16 protein-coding genes are annotated in these 14,999 nt (G+C 64.3%); 7 read left to right on the plus strand and 9 right to left on the minus strand.

The features are described from left to right. Positions 1–6 precede the first annotated feature (6 nt). Positions 7–1,482: a protein adenylyltransferase SelO gene (locus AC0L3B_RS09825; RefSeq protein WP_473380338.1), complete on the plus strand. Its 1,476-nt coding sequence runs from the start codon at positions 7–9 to the stop codon at positions 1,480–1,482. A gap of 87 nt (positions 1,483–1,569) precedes the next feature. Here AC0L3B_RS09825 and AC0L3B_RS09830 read toward each other — a convergent pair whose 3' ends face one another. Continuing rightward, complete coding sequence (locus AC0L3B_RS09830; protein ID WP_018456289.1) at positions 1,570–2,559, minus strand: zinc-dependent alcohol dehydrogenase family protein; 990 nt, start codon at positions 2,557–2,559, stop codon at positions 1,570–1,572. Between the two features lie 103 nt (positions 2,560–2,662). Here AC0L3B_RS09830 and AC0L3B_RS09835 point away from each other — a divergent pair, with 103 nt between their 5' ends. Together AC0L3B_RS09835 and rnd are read left to right on the plus strand one after the other, a co-directional pair. Continuing rightward, positions 2,663–3,562 carry a LysR family transcriptional regulator gene (locus AC0L3B_RS09835; protein ID WP_018456288.1) on the plus strand — a complete coding sequence of 300 codons (900 nt, stop codon included), beginning with the start codon at positions 2,663–2,665 and terminating at the stop codon, positions 3,560–3,562. Positions 3,563–3,935: 373 nt separating this feature from the next. Continuing rightward, positions 3,936–5,087, plus strand: a complete 1,152-nt coding sequence (rnd, locus tag AC0L3B_RS09840) for a ribonuclease D (RefSeq protein WP_018456286.1) — start codon at positions 3,936–3,938, stop codon at positions 5,085–5,087. A gap of 108 nt (positions 5,088–5,195) precedes the next feature. On the opposite strand, the gene AC0L3B_RS09845 is transcribed toward rnd, so the two are convergent. From AC0L3B_RS09845 to AC0L3B_RS09865, 5 genes are all read right to left on the minus strand, one after another. Further along, positions 5,196–6,578, minus strand: a complete 1,383-nt coding sequence (locus tag AC0L3B_RS09845) for an aspartate aminotransferase family protein (RefSeq protein ID WP_473380339.1) — start codon at positions 6,576–6,578, stop codon at positions 5,196–5,198. Between the two features lie 158 nt (positions 6,579–6,736). Continuing rightward, on the minus strand, positions 6,737–6,907 hold the full coding sequence (locus AC0L3B_RS09850; RefSeq protein ID WP_007609402.1) for a hypothetical protein: 171 nt from the start codon (positions 6,905–6,907) through the stop codon (positions 6,737–6,739). A 30-nt stretch (positions 6,908–6,937) separates the two neighbouring features. After that, complete coding sequence (locus AC0L3B_RS09855; protein ID WP_368508177.1) at positions 6,938–7,501, minus strand: isochorismatase family protein; 564 nt, start codon at positions 7,499–7,501, stop codon at positions 6,938–6,940. A 25-nt stretch (positions 7,502–7,526) separates the two neighbouring features. After that, a complete protein-coding gene (locus tag AC0L3B_RS09860; RefSeq protein ID WP_018456283.1) occupies positions 7,527–8,147 on the minus strand; it encodes a GNAT family N-acetyltransferase in 621 nt (206 codons plus the stop codon). Next, positions 8,134–8,751, minus strand: a complete 618-nt coding sequence (locus AC0L3B_RS09865) for a hypothetical protein (RefSeq protein ID WP_026233132.1) — start codon at positions 8,749–8,751, stop codon at positions 8,134–8,136. The genes AC0L3B_RS09860 and AC0L3B_RS09865 overlap by 14 nt, the downstream gene beginning before the upstream one ends. Before the next feature lie 71 nt (positions 8,752–8,822). Between AC0L3B_RS09865 and AC0L3B_RS09870 the strand changes: the two genes are divergently transcribed. Continuing rightward, entirely contained in the window at positions 8,823–9,863 is a 1,041-nt protein-coding gene (locus tag AC0L3B_RS09870) for a LysR family transcriptional regulator (protein WP_473380340.1), read from the plus strand. Between the two features lie 80 nt (positions 9,864–9,943). Here AC0L3B_RS09870 and AC0L3B_RS09875 read toward each other — a convergent pair whose 3' ends face one another. Further along, positions 9,944–11,104 (minus strand): autotransporter outer membrane beta-barrel domain-containing protein, encoded by a 1,161-nt coding sequence (locus AC0L3B_RS09875; RefSeq protein WP_085352948.1) that lies wholly within the window; start codon positions 11,102–11,104, stop codon positions 9,944–9,946. A 378-nt stretch (positions 11,105–11,482) separates the two neighbouring features. On the opposite strand from AC0L3B_RS09875, the gene AC0L3B_RS09880 reads away from it, so the two are divergent. Further along, positions 11,483–11,689, plus strand: a complete 207-nt coding sequence (locus AC0L3B_RS09880) for a cold-shock protein (protein WP_007591938.1) — start codon at positions 11,483–11,485, stop codon at positions 11,687–11,689. Positions 11,690–11,785: 96 nt separating this feature from the next. Here AC0L3B_RS09880 and purN read toward each other — a convergent pair whose 3' ends face one another. Continuing rightward, positions 11,786–12,439: a phosphoribosylglycinamide formyltransferase gene (gene purN / locus AC0L3B_RS09885; protein WP_204511004.1), complete on the minus strand. Its 654-nt coding sequence runs from the start codon at positions 12,437–12,439 to the stop codon at positions 11,786–11,788. 14 nt (positions 12,440–12,453) lie between these two features. Continuing rightward, positions 12,454–13,527 carry a phosphoribosylformylglycinamidine cyclo-ligase gene (gene purM / locus AC0L3B_RS09890; RefSeq protein ID WP_018456277.1) on the minus strand — a complete coding sequence of 358 codons (1,074 nt, stop codon included), beginning with the start codon at positions 13,525–13,527 and terminating at the stop codon, positions 12,454–12,456. A gap of 155 nt (positions 13,528–13,682) precedes the next feature. On the opposite strand from purM, the gene AC0L3B_RS09895 reads away from it, so the two are divergent. Then, positions 13,683–14,225: a CDP-alcohol phosphatidyltransferase family protein gene (locus tag AC0L3B_RS09895; RefSeq protein ID WP_026233129.1), complete on the plus strand. Its 543-nt coding sequence runs from the start codon at positions 13,683–13,685 to the stop codon at positions 14,223–14,225. Between the two features lie 92 nt (positions 14,226–14,317). Continuing rightward, entirely contained in the window at positions 14,318–14,995 is a 678-nt protein-coding gene (locus tag AC0L3B_RS09900) for a P-loop NTPase family protein (protein ID WP_473380341.1), read from the plus strand. Positions 14,996–14,999: the final 4 nt, after the last annotated feature.

The following is a 14,999-nucleotide window of genomic DNA, read 5'->3' on the forward strand; positions in this document are numbered from 1 at the left end:
GAGGCCATGACAGTCCATTTCCCGTTCCAGAACTCCTATTCGGCGCTGCCGGACAGCTTTTTCGCCCGGGTCGCACCGACGCCGGTGGCAGCGCCCCGGCTGATCAAGCTGAACCGGCCGCTGGCGGTCCAGCTCGGGCTGGATCCTGATGTGCTGGAAACCCCTGAGGGCGCCGAAATCCTGGCCGGCAAGACGGTTCCCGCCGGCGCCGATCCGATCGCCATGGCCTATGCCGGCCACCAGTTCGGGCAATTCGTTCCGCAGCTGGGCGACGGACGGGCGGTCCTGCTCGGCGAGGTCATCGACAAGGACGGCATCCGCCGCGACATCCAGCTCAAGGGCTCCGGTCCCACCCCATTCTCCCGCCGCGGCGACGGCCGTGCCGCGCTCGGGCCGGTGCTGCGCGAATACATCGTCAGCGAGGCGATGTTCGCATTGGGCATCCCCACCACGCGCTCACTCGCTGCCGTCGTCACCGGCGAGCACGTCATCCGCGAGACCGCGCTGCCCGGCGCGGTCCTGACCCGCGTCGCCTCGAGCCATATCCGCGTCGGCACCTTCCAGTTCTTCGCCGTCCGCCGCGACACCGATGCCATTCGCCGGCTCGCCGACCACGTCATCGCCAGGCACTATCCGGAGCTGCTCGGCGCCGAGCGGCCCTATCACGCGCTGCTCGGTGGCGTCGTCGCACGCCAGGCCGATCTGGTCGCACGCTGGCTGCTGGTCGGCTTCATCCACGGCGTGATGAACACCGACAACTCATCGATATCAGGCGAGACCATCGATTACGGTCCGTGCGCCTTCATGGACGCCTACAATCCGTCGCAAGTGTTTTCCTCGATCGACGAGATGGGCCGCTACGCCTATGCCAACCAGCCGCGCATCGCGCTGTGGAATCTGACCCGGCTTGCCGAATGCCTGCTGCCGCTGTTTTCCGAGGATCAGGAAAAGGCGGTCGCCGAGGCCCAGGACATTCTTGGCGCCTTCTCCGACACGTTCAGCGACGCCTATCAGGCGGGCCTGCGCAAGAAAATCGGCCTGTTCACGGAGCGCGACGGCGACGACGCGCTGATCCAGGACCTGCTGGACGCCATGGCCAAGAACCAGGCCGACTTCACCCTCACCTTCCGCAAACTCGGCGACGCCGCTGGCGATCCGGCTGCTGGCGATGCACGCGCGCAATTCATGGACCCCGCGGCGTTCGACGAGTGGGCCAGGCGCTGGCACGAGCGCACGGCGCTGGAGCCGCAAACCGCAGCCGAACGGCAAGCCGCCATGCACGCCGTCAACCCGATGTTCATCCCGCGCAACCACCGCGTCGAGGCCGTGATCCAGGCCGCGGTCAACGATGACGACTACACGCCGTTCGAGGAATTCGTGAAGGTGCTGGCTAAACCGTTCGAGGGCCAGCCGGGCTATGCAGCCTACGCCGATCCGCCGCTGCCGGAGCAGCGGGTGCTGCAGACGTTCTGCGGGACGTGAGGCAAGCTCGGTGCGCACGGTGGACGAGCCGAAGGCATAATCCAGATGCCGGGGTGCCGAAACCGTTTGTTCAAGACGATCATTCGCTCAGATCGTTACCACGATCTTGCCGAACTGCTCGTTTGACTCCAGAAAGCGATGCGCTTCGACGATCTCCTCAAACTGAAACGTTTTGGCGATGATCGGTTGCAATGCACCGTCCCGCAGCCCGTCGAGGATGAAGGTCTTCGCGTTAGCAAGCCGCGCGGGGTCGCGGATGATCTCGTGCACGAGATAGCCGCGCAGCGTCAGGCTCTTGGTCAGGACGTTGACCAGCGGAAACGGCGTTGGCTCTGGGCTCAGGCCGCCATATTCGATGAGAACGCCACCCGGCGACATCGCGGCGGTGAGCGGCCCAAATATGGGACCGCCGACCGCGTCGAACACCACGCGAACGCCGTTTGAGCCGACAATGTCCTGCAGCCGTGACCGGATGTCCTCTTCCACGGAGGCGATAACGTCGGCGGCGCCAGCATCGCGCAGGGCCTGCCGCTTGATCGAGGTTCGCGTCACTGCAATCGGGATCGCACCGATCCGGTTCGCGATCTGAATCGCTGCAAGCCCGACGCTACTCGACGCCGCGGTGATGACTACGGACTCCCCTCGCTCCAGCCCAGCAATATCGACCAGAGCGCCGAACGCCGTCAGATATTGCATCCATACCGCGGCCGCGGCGTCGAAGCCGAGCTCGGGCGGGTGCTTAACGACGAACTCCGCCGGAAACGTGACGAGCTCGCCATAAGCCGGCCATCGCACCATCGACACGGGCGGCACGATGCTGACGACCTCGCCCGGCGAGAAGCCGCTCACGCCTTCGCCGATCGCCTCGACGATGCCGGCGGCCTCGAGACCGAGGCCGGACGGAAAGGTCGCGGTCTCGATATAGGTCCCCTTCCGCAAGAGCGCTTCCGCGCGATTGAGCCCGAGGGCCTTGACCCTGATCTGCACCTCGCGCCTCCCTGGCGGCGCGACGTCGACGGTCTCGATGCGCAGCACCTCGGGGCCACCATGTCTGCGGAAGCGAACGACGCGCGCCATGAACACACTCCAAAATAATTGAATTCAATGGACCTATGCCAACCGGGCGGCGCCGGATAAAGCGTGCGGAGAGGTGAACAGTCGAAACCAGGAGTTTGCAATCATGGACCGCCTGACCAGCATGGCCGTCTTCGTCAAGGCGGTGGATGTGGGCTCGTTCGCCGCTGCCGCCGATGCGCTCGAAATGTCGGGGCCAATGGTCGGCAAGCACGTTCGTTTCCTCGAGGAGCGCCTGGGCGTCCGCCTCCTCAACCGCACCACACGGCGCCAGAGCCTGACCGAGACTGGCCAAGCCTACTACGAGCGCTGCCGCACTGTGCTCGCTGAAGCCGTGGCCGCCGACGCCGTCGCTTCCGATGAATTGTCCGAGCCGCGTGGCCGGCTCCGCGTGACCATGCCCGCCCTGCTGGGCCGGCACTGCATCGCCCCCTTGCTGATGAAGCTCGCGCGACGATATCCCCATCTGGAGCTCGATCTCTCGTTCGGCGACCCGATCGCTGACATCATCGAGGGCCGCTATGATCTTGCGATCCGGACCGGCGATCTACACGATCAATCCGGCCTGATGACGCGGCGCATCGCAAGCCAGCGCATGGTGGTGTGCGGCACGCGCTCGTACTTGCGCGCCAACGGCAAGCCGAAATCGCTCGACGATCTTGCCCAGCATCAGGCGATCATCTATCGCCGCTCCGGACGCGTCCGGCCGTGGCTGTTTCCCCGCGAGGGCCAGCCTCCGAGCGAAATCGTGCCGGCGGGAAGGCTCAGGCTCGACGATCTCGACGCGATCGCGGACGCCGCGTCACAGGGGATGGGACTGGCCTGGCTGCCATACTGGCTAGTCCGCGAACGCCTGCGCGCCGGTAGACTCGTCACTCTGTTGAGCGGTCAGCCGGGATTTCTCTACGACTGTCACGCGCTCTGGCCACGCTCGTCCCGGATGCCGCCGAAAGTTCGCGCCGCCGTGGACGCCTTGGCGACCGCCCTGCCGAAGCTCATGACCTGACGCCGGATGCCGTGACGCCTGCATAGCATGCCGCGGCCGTTAACCCCCCGTCCACCATCCGGCCCGACCCGCCGCCGGTAACCACGAGAATTAACAGACCCTCAATTCGCCCCCGACAAGTTTAGCAATGTTGCTGGGGGATTTTGCCGTGGATCTGTTGGTTTTCGAGTTCCTGGGGCTGGCGCTGGTCGCCATGTGCGTGGTCGTGGTGGCACTGCCCTGCGCGCGCAAACCCTCCCGGCGGGTCCGCTACGAATAGGATTTCGTCGGAAAATGCGATTCCGGTCCAAATGCAAGGCTCGAATTCGCTTCGAGCCCCTTGACATCACAGCGCTTTCGGCAGAACGGCTGATGGACTTGTCATGGGCCGTTCATGGATTTGATTACCACCACCGCTGACCTTGCGGCTGCCTGCAGCCGGCTGGCCAAGCACCCCGTCATTACCGTCGATACCGAGTTCCTGCGCGAGACCACCTATTACCCGCTGCTGTGCGTGGTGCAGATGGCCAGCGCCGAGGAAGCGATCGTCATCGACACCCTGGCCGAGGGCATCGACCTCAAGCCGTTCTTCGAGCTGATGGGCAACGAGGGCGTGTTGAAGGTGTTCCACGCCGCCCGCCAGGACATCGAGATCATCTGGCACCAGGCGGGTATCATCCCGCACCCGGTGTTCGATACCCAGGTCGCGGCCATGGTGCTCGGCTACGGCGACAGCATCGCCTACGACGCCCTGGTCGAGAAGGTCACCGGACACCGCCCGGACAAGACCCACCGCTTCACCGACTGGTCGCGCCGGCCGCTGACCAAGGAGCAGATGCACTACGCCGTGTCCGACGTCACGCATCTGCGCGACGTGTTCGCAGCGCTCGATGCCGACCTTAAAAAGCGCCGGCGCAGCGAATGGGTCTCGATCGAGATGGAAGTCCTGACCTCGCCCAAGACCTACGACTTCCATCCCGAGCGCGCCTGGGAACGGCTCAAGACGCGGGTGCGCAAGCCCAAGGACCTTGCGGTCCTCATGGAGGTCGCCGCCTGGCGCGAGCAGGAGGCGCAGAGCCGCGACGTGCCGCGAGGCCGCGTGCTGCGCGACGAGGCCGTCAGCGACATCGCGACCCATGCGCCGAACACGATCGAGAAGCTCGCAAACCTGCGCTCCGTGCCGAAGGGTTTTGAGAAATCCAAATGGGGCGCCGACATCGTCGCCGCTGTCGAGCGCGGGCTGGCGCGCGATCACGCCACGCTGCCGAAGCTGGAAAAGCCGCGCAACAATAACAATGGCGCCGCGATCGTCGAGCTGTTGAAGGTGTTGCTGCGCATGACCGCGGAGCGCCATGCGGTCGCCAGCAAGGTGATTGCGACCGTCGACGATCTCGAGGAGATTGCGGCCGACGACGAGGCCGACGTGCCGGCGCTACGCGGCTGGCGCCGCGAGCTGTTCGGCGAGGCCGCCCTGAAACTGAAGCGCGGCGAGCTGGCGCTGGCGGTCGAGAAAGGCCGCGTGATCGGGGTTCAGCGAGCGGAATAGCCCCGATGCCCCCCGATGTCGTCCTGGCCTAGTGCGCAATTGCGCACTAGGCCAGGACGACATCGGGGGTGTGATAGAGCGCTACGCTCACGCGTGAAGCGCCGTCCCCTACGCCGGCGTCAGCTTCGCCACTTCGGGCTTCATGTCGTCCAGCACACCTGAAATCGCCGCGACCAGCTCGTCGATCTGGGCCTTGGTGACGATCAGCGGCGGGCAGATGGCGATGGCATCGAGCATGTTGCGCGAGATCACGCCGCGCTCCTGCAGCATGCGGCTGGCCATGCCGCCGACGGCGCCCGGCGTTGCCGCTGCGGTCTTGCGCGCCTTGTCCAGCACCAGTTCGATCGCAGCGATCATGCCGACACCGCGGACCTCGCCCACCAGTGGATGGCTGGTGAGTTCACGCAGCTTGCCTTGCATGTAGCCACCGAGCTCGGCGGCGTGCGCAACCAGGCCCCACTCCTCGATGATCTTCAAATTCTCGAGCGCAATCGCCGAGCCCACCGGATGGCCGCCCGCGGTGAAGCCGTGGCCGAGCACGCCGATCTTGTTGCTCTCGTCGGCGATCGGTTCGAACATGCGATCGTTCATCATGATGGCCGACAGCGGGAAATAGCTCGAGGTGATCTGCTTGGAGACCACGATGGCGTCGGGCTTGATGCCGTAGGTTTCGCAGCCGAACATCTTGCCGGTGCGGCCGAAGCCGCAGATGACCTCGTCGGCGACCAACAGGATGTCGTACTTGTTCAGCACCTTCTGAATCTTGTCCCAATAGGTCGCCGGCGGCACGATGACGCCGCCCGCGCCCATCACCGGCTCGCCGAAGAACGCAGCGATCGTGTCCGGGCCTTCCTTCTGGATCAGCGCATCGAGTTCCTCGGCCCGCCGCGTCGCGAACGCTTCCTCGCTCTCCCCGGGCGCGCCATCCTTGTAGAAATGCGGCGAGCCCGTGTGCAGGATGTTCGGGAGCGGCAAGTCGAAAGAGCGGTGGTTGTTCGGCAGCCCCGTGAGGCTGGCGGACGCGATGGTGACGCCGTGATAGGCGCGCATCCGGCTGATCACCTTCTTGCGCTGTGGCTGGCCGAGCGCATTGGAACGATAGGCAATCAACTTCAGAACAGTGTCGTTGGCCTCCGAGCCGGAATTGGTGAAGAACACCTTGCTCATCGTAACAGGCGCGAGCGCGACCAGCTTCTCGGCGAGATCGATCGAGGGCCCGTGCGATTTGGCGGAGAACGTGTGATAGAACGGCAGCGCCAGCATCTGCTTGTGCGCGGCGTCGACCAGCCGCTTCTCGTTGAAGCCGAGTCCGACGCTCCACAGGCCTGCCATCGCCTCGAAATAGCGCTTGCCCGACGCATCGAACACGTAAGGCCCCTCGCCGCGTTCGATCACCAGGGGACCGGCCTGCTGATGGGCGCGCGCGTTGGTGTAGGGATGGAGCTGGTAGGCCACATCCCGGGCCTCTTGCGAATTGGGCAGCATGGACATTTGCAGGAATCCTTGAAAGCGTCACGTCGCCGGCGCGGCCAGCGTCATCACTCGATGATCCAGCTCCTTGGCTATTGCCACCGCGCAAAACTTGCAACGTCAATTCGTCGGCAGGAAGCGCTCAGCTGCGTTGCACAAAGCCGCACATCGGGCAGCTGTCACGCCGCACCGTCGTCATTCCCATCGCTATCGGCGGCAGCGGCCTCCCGCACCTCCACCAGCGCCATCGAGAGCAGATACACCGTCGTTGGCAGACCAAGACGGCGTGCCGCCTCGGCGGCACGCGACAGGTCGCTTGCCAGCTCCTCGAGCTGATCTCCCCGTGACAATGTCCCACTCCATCCGTCGATCGCGGCCGCCTACACCGCAACGGCGCCGCTGGTTCTGATCAGTTCGGCGCTGGACTGGATTGTAGCAAAATTCCCGATCACATTCACTACCGCATGCTTGTAGGCGGCAGCATCGCCAGTCCCCGGCTGCCGGCAGGCCACCGCGTCGGCCACCAGCTGGAAGCGATGACTGCGGTGAAACCCGTCAATAGCGGTGGCCAGGACGGTTTCGTCCAGGGAAAAGCCCGCGAGCACGCAACGGACATTGCGGATATTGGACATGTAGTCCACAAACCGCGCCGAACTGTAGGCCGACGGCAGCGGGTGCTCGAAGGTCATTTCTCCCGGCCGCGGCTTCGCCTCCGCGATCCAATCGGTCAGCTTGGATGCCGGATTGAACCAGGCCGCCTGCGCGATGCGCTTCAGATGCATCACCGGCCAGAGATTGTCGCGCCAGAACGTCAGCAGTTCCACGCAGCGCGCCGTTGCGGCATCGCCGTCGAGGATGACGTGGCGACGTCCGGGGGTCAGATATTCGACCTGGAGATCCGCGCAGACCAGGATCGGCGGATCGTCTGTGATGGAAACCAGCATGGTTTTGCGCGCAGCTGCACCAGTTTCAACGGCCAGCGAGCGCGACGTCCCGCAGCGGCGACGTCACGGCCCGTCCTGCCGAGGCGTCGAGCACGCCCGGCCGGTCCCAATCGCCCTCGGGGCGGATGATCACGTAAGGATCGCTGTCCAGCGTAATGGCATCCGGGCCCGGTTCGATCTCCAGCAGCATTTCTGTGTAGGAGAAGTCGGAAAATGTGATCTTGCGATTGTGACCAAGCGGCTTGGCGCCGAAATGGGCCCAGAAATCGACCAGCCGGTCCTGCGCCTGACCGTAGATCTTGCGAAAGCCCTTGCGCTTCACATAGTCGACGCTCGCTTGTACCAGCTTGAACGAGACCCGCGACCGCCGGTATTGGTGCCGCACCGCAAGCCGTTCCACCTTGGCGAAATCGCCGAAGAACCGCACCCGCAGACAGCCCGCAGGCTCGTTGCCGACATAGCCGATGAAATGCGCGGCGACCATGTCGTTGCCGTCGAACTCTTCATCGAACGGGCAATCCTGCTCGGCGAGATAGACGGCTGAGCGGATCGAGGTGACCAGCATGAGATCGGTGAGATCGCGCGCGAGGCGAATGGTGATGGCGCGGGAATCGGGCTTGGCGAGAGGAATCCTAGTACCGTGCATCTGCAAAACTCCTTGCTTGGATGATCGCGCTCGGCATGCGCATCGGCTGCCGATGCCAGGGCCGCTCGTAGCACCAGAGGTCGGGTTGGAAGCTTGGAACAGGCTCGAAGCCTGTCGCTTTCATGATGTCGCGGCCGGCCACGGTTGACGGCTGCGCATAGCAATCCGCGTTGCGAAACCTTAGCTGTCTAAGATGAGCCGCGGCCTTGCCGAGACCGGCGACGCCGCGCCCCGTCGCCGCGATCGCCCAGATGTAGATAGCGGAAACGTCTTCCTTCGCGGACGCGAGATAGCGCGTCTCCGGCGCGGTGAGGCAGATCTCGTCGAGCAGCAACGCATCATGCCCGCGATCGTTGAGAAACAGGAAGGCCATGCCGCCGACAAGGTTGCCCTTCCGGCTGAAAGTCAGGATGCTCTCGGGATCGAAGGCGAAATATTTTGCAAGCTCAGTCGCCCCGATCCGAACGCCCGGCACCAGCCGGTGCGCCAACTGCGAAAGCGCGGCGATTTCGGAAAATTTGGCGCGACGGACGTCGACATCCGGACTGAGCGGCAGCGCGTCGAAATCATGCCTTGCGGCAAACGAGCCCCTTTCCATACTCATGTCGCCCCTCTATCGTTCGCGGCTTTCGTGCCCCGCTATGGCGATGAGCTTAGCGGCTGGGGATCAGGCGTATGCAGCAGTTCTTGCACCGGGGTGCTGCGGTGATGCAGCACCGTGAAGAAACCCTGGACATGTCCTGGGACGATTTGAAACTGTTTTTAGCTTGCGCAAAATATAAAAGCTTCCGCAACGCCGCCGAGGAGCTCGGGCTCACCTCCACCACCCTGATGCGCAGGATCGACCGGCTCGAAGAGAGCATCGACTGCAAGCTGTTCCTGCGCGACCAGAGCGGGCTCACGCTCAGCGACGAAGGCAGCGCGATGATCGCCGACGTCGCGCACATGGAGCGTCATGCCTTCAATGTGTTCCGGCGTGCTTCGCGATCGTCGAACGATATGTCAGGCACCGTGCGCGTCGCGGTGACGGAAGGCCCCGGCAATTTCTGGATTCTGCCGCGACTGATCGATTTCCAGAAAACCTATCGCAAGATCACCGTCGACCTGCGCTGCGCGATGGAACAGGCCGACGTCGCGCGGCTCGAATCCGATATCGCGATCCAGCTCGAGCCGCCGACCAATCCCGATCTGATCGTCGCCAAGCTCGGCCGCCTGCACATCTATCCCTTCGTCTCCAAGGAGTACGAAAACCTCTACGGCGTGCCCGCGACCCTGGCCGAGCTGAAGAACCACCGCATCATCAAGCAGAGCGCCCCGCAGGTCGACGACGGCGCCTACGCCCGCGTGCTCGGACTGAAGTCGCTCGAGGGCATCGTCGGGATCAAGACTAACTCCTCGGTCGGCGTGCTCTATGCGGTGGAGCGCGGCGCCGGCATCGGATTCCTGCCGACGGTTTCGATCGCGCTCGGCGCCCCGCTGGTTGCCGTCGATCTCGGCGTCAGCCACCACGCCGATCTCTGGCTCACCTATCATAAGGAGTTCCGCGCCTCCGAGCGCCACAAGATCGTGGTCGATTGGCTGAAGAAAATCTTCGATCCCAAGATCCATCCCTGTTTCCGCGACGAGTTCATCCACCCGAACGCGCTGGCGCCGATGATGACGGCCGCGCGCGCGGCCTTTGGATTGACGGGTTATGTCGCGGCAATGCCGACTTAAAGCTCGAGCATGATGTTTTCGTAAAACCGCTTCGCAGTTTTCCGGGATCCTCCTCTGGGCCGACGCGGGCAGGCTTCGCTTCACCACCGATATTCGAAGCCGACCGTGCCCTGGTGCGACGTCAGCTCGTTGCGGAACTTGCCGTCGTAGTTGACGTAGAGCCGCGCCGTGTTGGTCAGGCTGAGCGAGGCCGAGGCGCCTGCATCCGTACCGTAGCGGCTCTCGCCGATGCCGGGCACGACGATGCTCTGGGTCCCGAGGCTGACCTGCACCGATCCCAGGTTCTGATAGAAATTGTCGACGAACTTGCCGTAGGCGGACAGGTCCAGGATCTTCTGGTCGAAGATGAAGTAGCGCCCGATCTCGGCTCCGATCATGACGCGCGCGCGCGAGAGCGCCGTCGAGCCGACATTGAGTGGATCGAGGCCGCCAACCTCCTGGAACGCGACGCTGGTGGCGCGGACATATTCCAGTGCGCCCTTGGGCACGATGCGCATGTGGTCCTTGGTCCAGTAATAGCTGATCTCGGTCAGCGCGCCGTCGATTGCGGCGCGATAACCCGCGGTCGCAAGTCCCAGGCCAGTATCCCGGCTGGAGCGGACCTTGCCGAAGCCGTGCACCACCGCGAAGGCCCAGGTCCAGGGGCCCTTGTCGACCGAGCCGCTGAAGCCGAGTTGCGTCAGATCCAGCGTGGCGGACTGAAGTGCGAGCGGCACGTCGATATCGGTGTGGCTCTGGTCGACGGAGAAGCCGAGATTGACACCCGGCGCGAGCCGCGCGCCAAAGCCTGCGACACCGCCAAACGTCTTGCGCTTGTCGCCGACAAAGTCTCCTTGCGCATCCGTCCGGACCGAGATGCCATAACCCTCGAACCAGGTGCGGTAGCGCGGGTCTTCCGTGCTCGCCGACGCGCCGCCGCCGCCGGGATTGGTCCGAAACGCCCGGTTGACGCCGCCAGATGCCTGGTTTCCGAGCCGCTCCAGGAAATTCGAGCCGAGATTGAGCGAGCTGTTGCCGGCCGACTGGTCGTAATTGGTCGCGGTCGGCATCGGAATTGGCATCGGAATCGGCGTCGGTGACGGCGTGGGTGTCGGGGTCGGCGTGGGCGTGGGACTCTGCGCAAAGCCTGATGTCGTCGACAGTACCATGATGAGAGCAAACGCCACGGCAGCCGCGATCCAGCGGACGCGGTTCAGCCTGATCGCCTGCCGTGTCTCTGAGGGCTGCGAAATGCAGCACATGGCGACAAATCCTGAAGCAAAGGGCGGCGCGCAAAAAAGCAACAGGAGCGGCGCACGCGTGCCGCGATTTGTGCCGAACTGTTACTGAGGGTCAACCGGCTGGCGCGTCCCGGCAAAGGCATTGCTTCCGATTGTGGTTCCGCGGCCACAGGTCGCAAATTGCGGACGGGCACTCGGGTCGAAGTCTTGAAATTCGCGCGCGGCTTGCTAACGGGCGATTTTCATGTTGCAATATCAGACACAATCGGAATTGGCCGCTCGACTGTGCGTTTCGCGACATTGAGACTCAAGACTCGAACAGACTACCGGAAGCCCGTTTGTGGCGTGGCACGCGAAAAGCGGCCGCGTCGTTTTTGTATCTAGCGGAGGAGACTGAGGATGCCGCAAAAGGGCACCGTCAAATGGTTCAACCCGACCAAGGGCTATGGGTTCATCAAGCCGAACGGCAGTGACAAGGACGTCTTCGTCCACATCTCCGCCGTCGAGCGCGCCGGACTCTCGACCCTCAATGAAAATCAGGTGGTTGAATACGATCTCGTGGAGAACCGCGGCAAGGCATCCGCGGAGAACCTCAAGGTTTCCTGATTTCTCTCGCGGTCTGCGCAAGAGATCATGACGTTGCCCCCGGCTCTGCCGGGGGTTTTTGTTTGGAATGAGAAGTATTCCGAGTGCGACGGCGCTTCACCGCACCAACGGCGAAACCAGAAAATTCTCCGACGGCCCGCTGCCCGCGGTCTTGCACACATCGCCCTCGATCTGGACCTTGCCGGTCGCGAGCAGGCTCAGTGCTGCGGGATAGATGCGGTGCTCGACTTCAAGGATACGCTCCGACAGCGTGTCCGCCGTGTCGTGGTCGCTGACGGGAACCGCGCCCTGCATCACGATTGGGCCGGCGTCGGTCTCGGGGATCACGAAGTGCACCGTCGCGCCGGACAGCTTGACGCCGGCGCGCAAGGCCTGGCCGTGCGGGTCGAGACCGGGGAAGGACGGCAGCAGCGAGGGATGAATGTTGAGCATCCGCCCGTACCACGCCTTGGTGAATTCGGCCGTGAACAGGCGCATGAAGCCGCCGAGGCAAATCAGCTCGATGCCGTGCTGATCGAGTGCTGCTTGCAGCACCTTCTCGAAGCCGGCGCGGTCCTTGCCGAACGGCTTGCTTTCGATCACCAGCGTCTTCACGCCGCTCGCTTTGGCCCTTTCCAGCCCCAGCGCATCGGCCTTGTTCGAGATGACGAGCGAAATCTCCGCCGGAAAATCCGGCGCGGCCGCGCCCTTGATCAGCGCAGCCATGTTGGAGCCACGGCCGGAAATCAGGATGGCGACGCGGCGTTTCATTACAGCGCCGGTCATTACAGCGCCAGGTCGAGATGGCCGTTATAGACGACGCGGTGCTCGCCCTCGGCCAGGATCACGCTACCGAGCTGTGCCACGGTCTCACCGGCGTCAGTGAAGATCTCCACGACCTCTTCGACCTTGTCCGGCTCGACAATCGCGATCATGCCGATCCCACAATTGAAGGTCCGCAGCATTTCGAGCTCGGCGATGCCGGCCTGCGCGGCCAGCCATTTGAACACCGGCAGCACTGGCAGGCGCGCCAGATCGATACCGACGCCGAGATGCTTCGGCAGCACGCGCGGAATGTTGTCGGTGAAGCCGCCGCCGGTGATGTGGGCAAGCCCCTTCACCGCGCCGGTCTCGCGGATCGCGCGCAGGCAGGATTTGACGTAGAGACGCGTCGGCGTCAGCAACGCGCCGCCCAGCGTCATGACGGGCGCAAACGGCGCCTGCGCCCCGAAGCCGAGGCCGGATTGTTCCACGATCTTGCGCACCAGCGAGAAACCGTTGGAGTGCACGCCCGACGAAGCGAGCCCGATCACGGCATCGCCGGCGGCGATGTCCTTGCGCGGCAAGAGCGTGCCCCGCTCCGCGGCGCCGACGGCAAAGCCGCCGAGGTCGTAGTCGCCGTCTTTGTAGAGGCCGGGCATCTCGGCCGTCTCGCCACCGATCAGGGCGCAGCCGGATTCGCGGCAGCCTTCGGCGACACCGGCGACGATCGACGCGGTCGCCTCCGGATCGAGCTTCCCGCAGGCAAAATAGTCGAGGAAGAACAGCGGCTCGGCGCCCTGCACCACGAGGTCGTTGACACTCATGGCGACGAGGTCGATGCCGATCCCGCCATGCAGGCCGGTCTCGATCGCGATCTTGACCTTGGTGCCGACGCCATCGGTCGCGGCCACCAGGATGGGATCCTTGAAACCGGCCGCCTTGAGATCGAACAGGCCGCCGAATCCGCCGATTTCGGCGTCGGCGCCGGGCCGTGCGGTGGCGCGCACCATCGGCTTGATCAGGTCGACCAAGCGGTTGCCCGCATCGATATCGACGCCTGAATCGGCGTAAGTGAGGCCGTTTTTGCGGTCGGTCATGCCCGATTTCCAGTGGGTTTGCGGCTGGTTACGTCGAATTCCGGGGACGCGCAATGGCTCGCATGGCGCGCCGCCGTATACTATGTAGAGATATCAACCGGTTCAGCCTCCAAAGGGCCGAATTCGAGGTCAGGCCGGGTGCCGGGAAGCGCCGTGTGAGTATACCGAACATCATTACTTTGGGCCGCATCATGCTGGTCCCGATCATCGTCTGGGCCATCGTGTCGAGCCAAATGGAGGTGGCGTTCGCCGTATTCCTGATCGCCGGTATCAGCGACGCGGTCGACGGCTTCCTTGCCAAGCGCTTCAACATGACGAGCGAGCTCGGCGCCTTGCTCGACCCGCTCGCCGACAAGGCGCTGCTGGTCTCGATCTACATGGCGCTCGGCATCTGGGGCGCGATTCCGCGCTGGATCGTCATCCTGGTGGTCTCGCGCGACATCATGATCGTCGCCGCCGTGATCATATCGTGGCTGTTCGACCGACCTGTGGAGATGAAGCCCTCAAAGGTATCCAAGCTCAACACTGTGGCCCAAGTGGCGTTCGCGGCGCTGGTGCTGGCCGCCCTCGCCTTCGGCTTCAAACCCGGTCCTTATGATATAATCCTGATGGGCCTCGTCACGGTCTTCACGCTCTCCTCCGTGTCGCTCTATCTTGTCGAATGGTTGCGGCACATGAGCACGATCGAGGCCAAGTGAGTTGGGAGCGGCCCCGTAAAAGGCCAACTCCCGCTCGATTAGGTCGCATCTCGTCAAACGAAGCCGGCACGCCGGCACGGAGCAAAGCAAGCGTGCCAAGCCGCGTTCATCCCCGACAGTTGGCGTTTTCGCTTCCGCATGCGGAGAGCCTGAGCCGGGACAATTTCCTCGAAGGCCCCGTCAACGCCGCCGGTCTTGCCCTCATCGACGCCTGGCCGGAATGGCCGAACCGAATCATGTGGCTGGCCGGCCCGGAAGGAAGCGGCAAGAGCCATCTCGCCGCGATCTGGGCCGAGGCTTCAGGCGCCCGCTCGACCACGGCCAATGGGCTGACCGCCGAGGCCGTCCCGGCTGCGCTCGCCACCGGCGCGCTGGTGGTCGAGGATCCCAAAGCCAGGGAATTCGACGAGCGCGCCCTGTTCCATCTGATGAATCTGGCCCGCGAGGACGGCGCCTACGTCCTCTTCACCGGACGCGAGGTGCCCGCGTCTCTCGAGATCGAGCTCGCCGACCTGCGCTCGCGGCTCCGCGCCGTCCCCGTTGTCTCGCTGCTGCCGCCCGACGACCAGCTCTTCCGCGGCCTGATCGTCAAGTTCTGCGCCGACCGCCAGCTCGCGGTGGACGAGAGCGTGGTCAGCTACCTCGCCACTCGCCTGGAGCGGTCCTCCGCCGCCGCCCGACGGGCTGTGAACCTGCTGGACAGCGAGGCCTTGCGCCTCGGCCGCCCCGTCACCCGGGCCCTGGCGGCCGAGCTGCTCCGGGATGTCTGACCAA

This window comes from Bradyrhizobium sp. Kon56, from assembly GCF_055807635.1.

Coding starts and splice junctions, on each gene's coding strand:
- AC0L3B_RS09845 (WP_473380339.1), bottom strand. CDS start 6,578: ATGTCCATGCTGCCCAATTCGCAAGAGGCCCGGGATGTGGCCTACCAG.
- AC0L3B_RS09835 (WP_018456288.1), top strand. CDS start 2,663: ATGGACCGCCTGACCAGCATGGCCGTCTTCGTCAAGGCGGTGGATGTG.
- purN (WP_204511004.1), bottom strand. CDS start 12,439: ATGAAACGCCGCGTCGCCATCCTGATTTCCGGCCGTGGCTCCAACATG.
- rnd (WP_018456286.1), top strand. CDS start 3,936: ATGGATTTGATTACCACCACCGCTGACCTTGCGGCTGCCTGCAGCCGG.
- AC0L3B_RS09880 (WP_007591938.1), top strand. CDS start 11,483: ATGCCGCAAAAGGGCACCGTCAAATGGTTCAACCCGACCAAGGGCTAT.
- AC0L3B_RS09830 (WP_018456289.1), bottom strand. CDS start 2,559: ATGGCGCGCGTCGTTCGCTTCCGCAGACATGGTGGCCCCGAGGTGCTG.
- AC0L3B_RS09825 (WP_473380338.1), top strand. CDS start 7: ATGACAGTCCATTTCCCGTTCCAGAACTCCTATTCGGCGCTGCCGGAC.
- purM (WP_018456277.1), bottom strand. CDS start 13,527: ATGACCGACCGCAAAAACGGCCTCACTTACGCCGATTCAGGCGTCGAT.
- AC0L3B_RS09870 (WP_473380340.1), top strand. CDS start 8,823: ATGCAGCAGTTCTTGCACCGGGGTGCTGCGGTGATGCAGCACCGTGAA.
- AC0L3B_RS09855 (WP_368508177.1), bottom strand. CDS start 7,501: ATGCTGGTTTCCATCACAGACGATCCGCCGATCCTGGTCTGCGCGGAT.
- AC0L3B_RS09875 (WP_085352948.1), bottom strand. CDS start 11,104: ATGTGCTGCATTTCGCAGCCCTCAGAGACACGGCAGGCGATCAGGCTG.
- AC0L3B_RS09865 (WP_026233132.1), bottom strand. CDS start 8,751: ATGAGTATGGAAAGGGGCTCGTTTGCCGCAAGGCATGATTTCGACGCG.
- AC0L3B_RS09860 (WP_018456283.1), bottom strand. CDS start 8,147: ATGCACGGTACTAGGATTCCTCTCGCCAAGCCCGATTCCCGCGCCATC.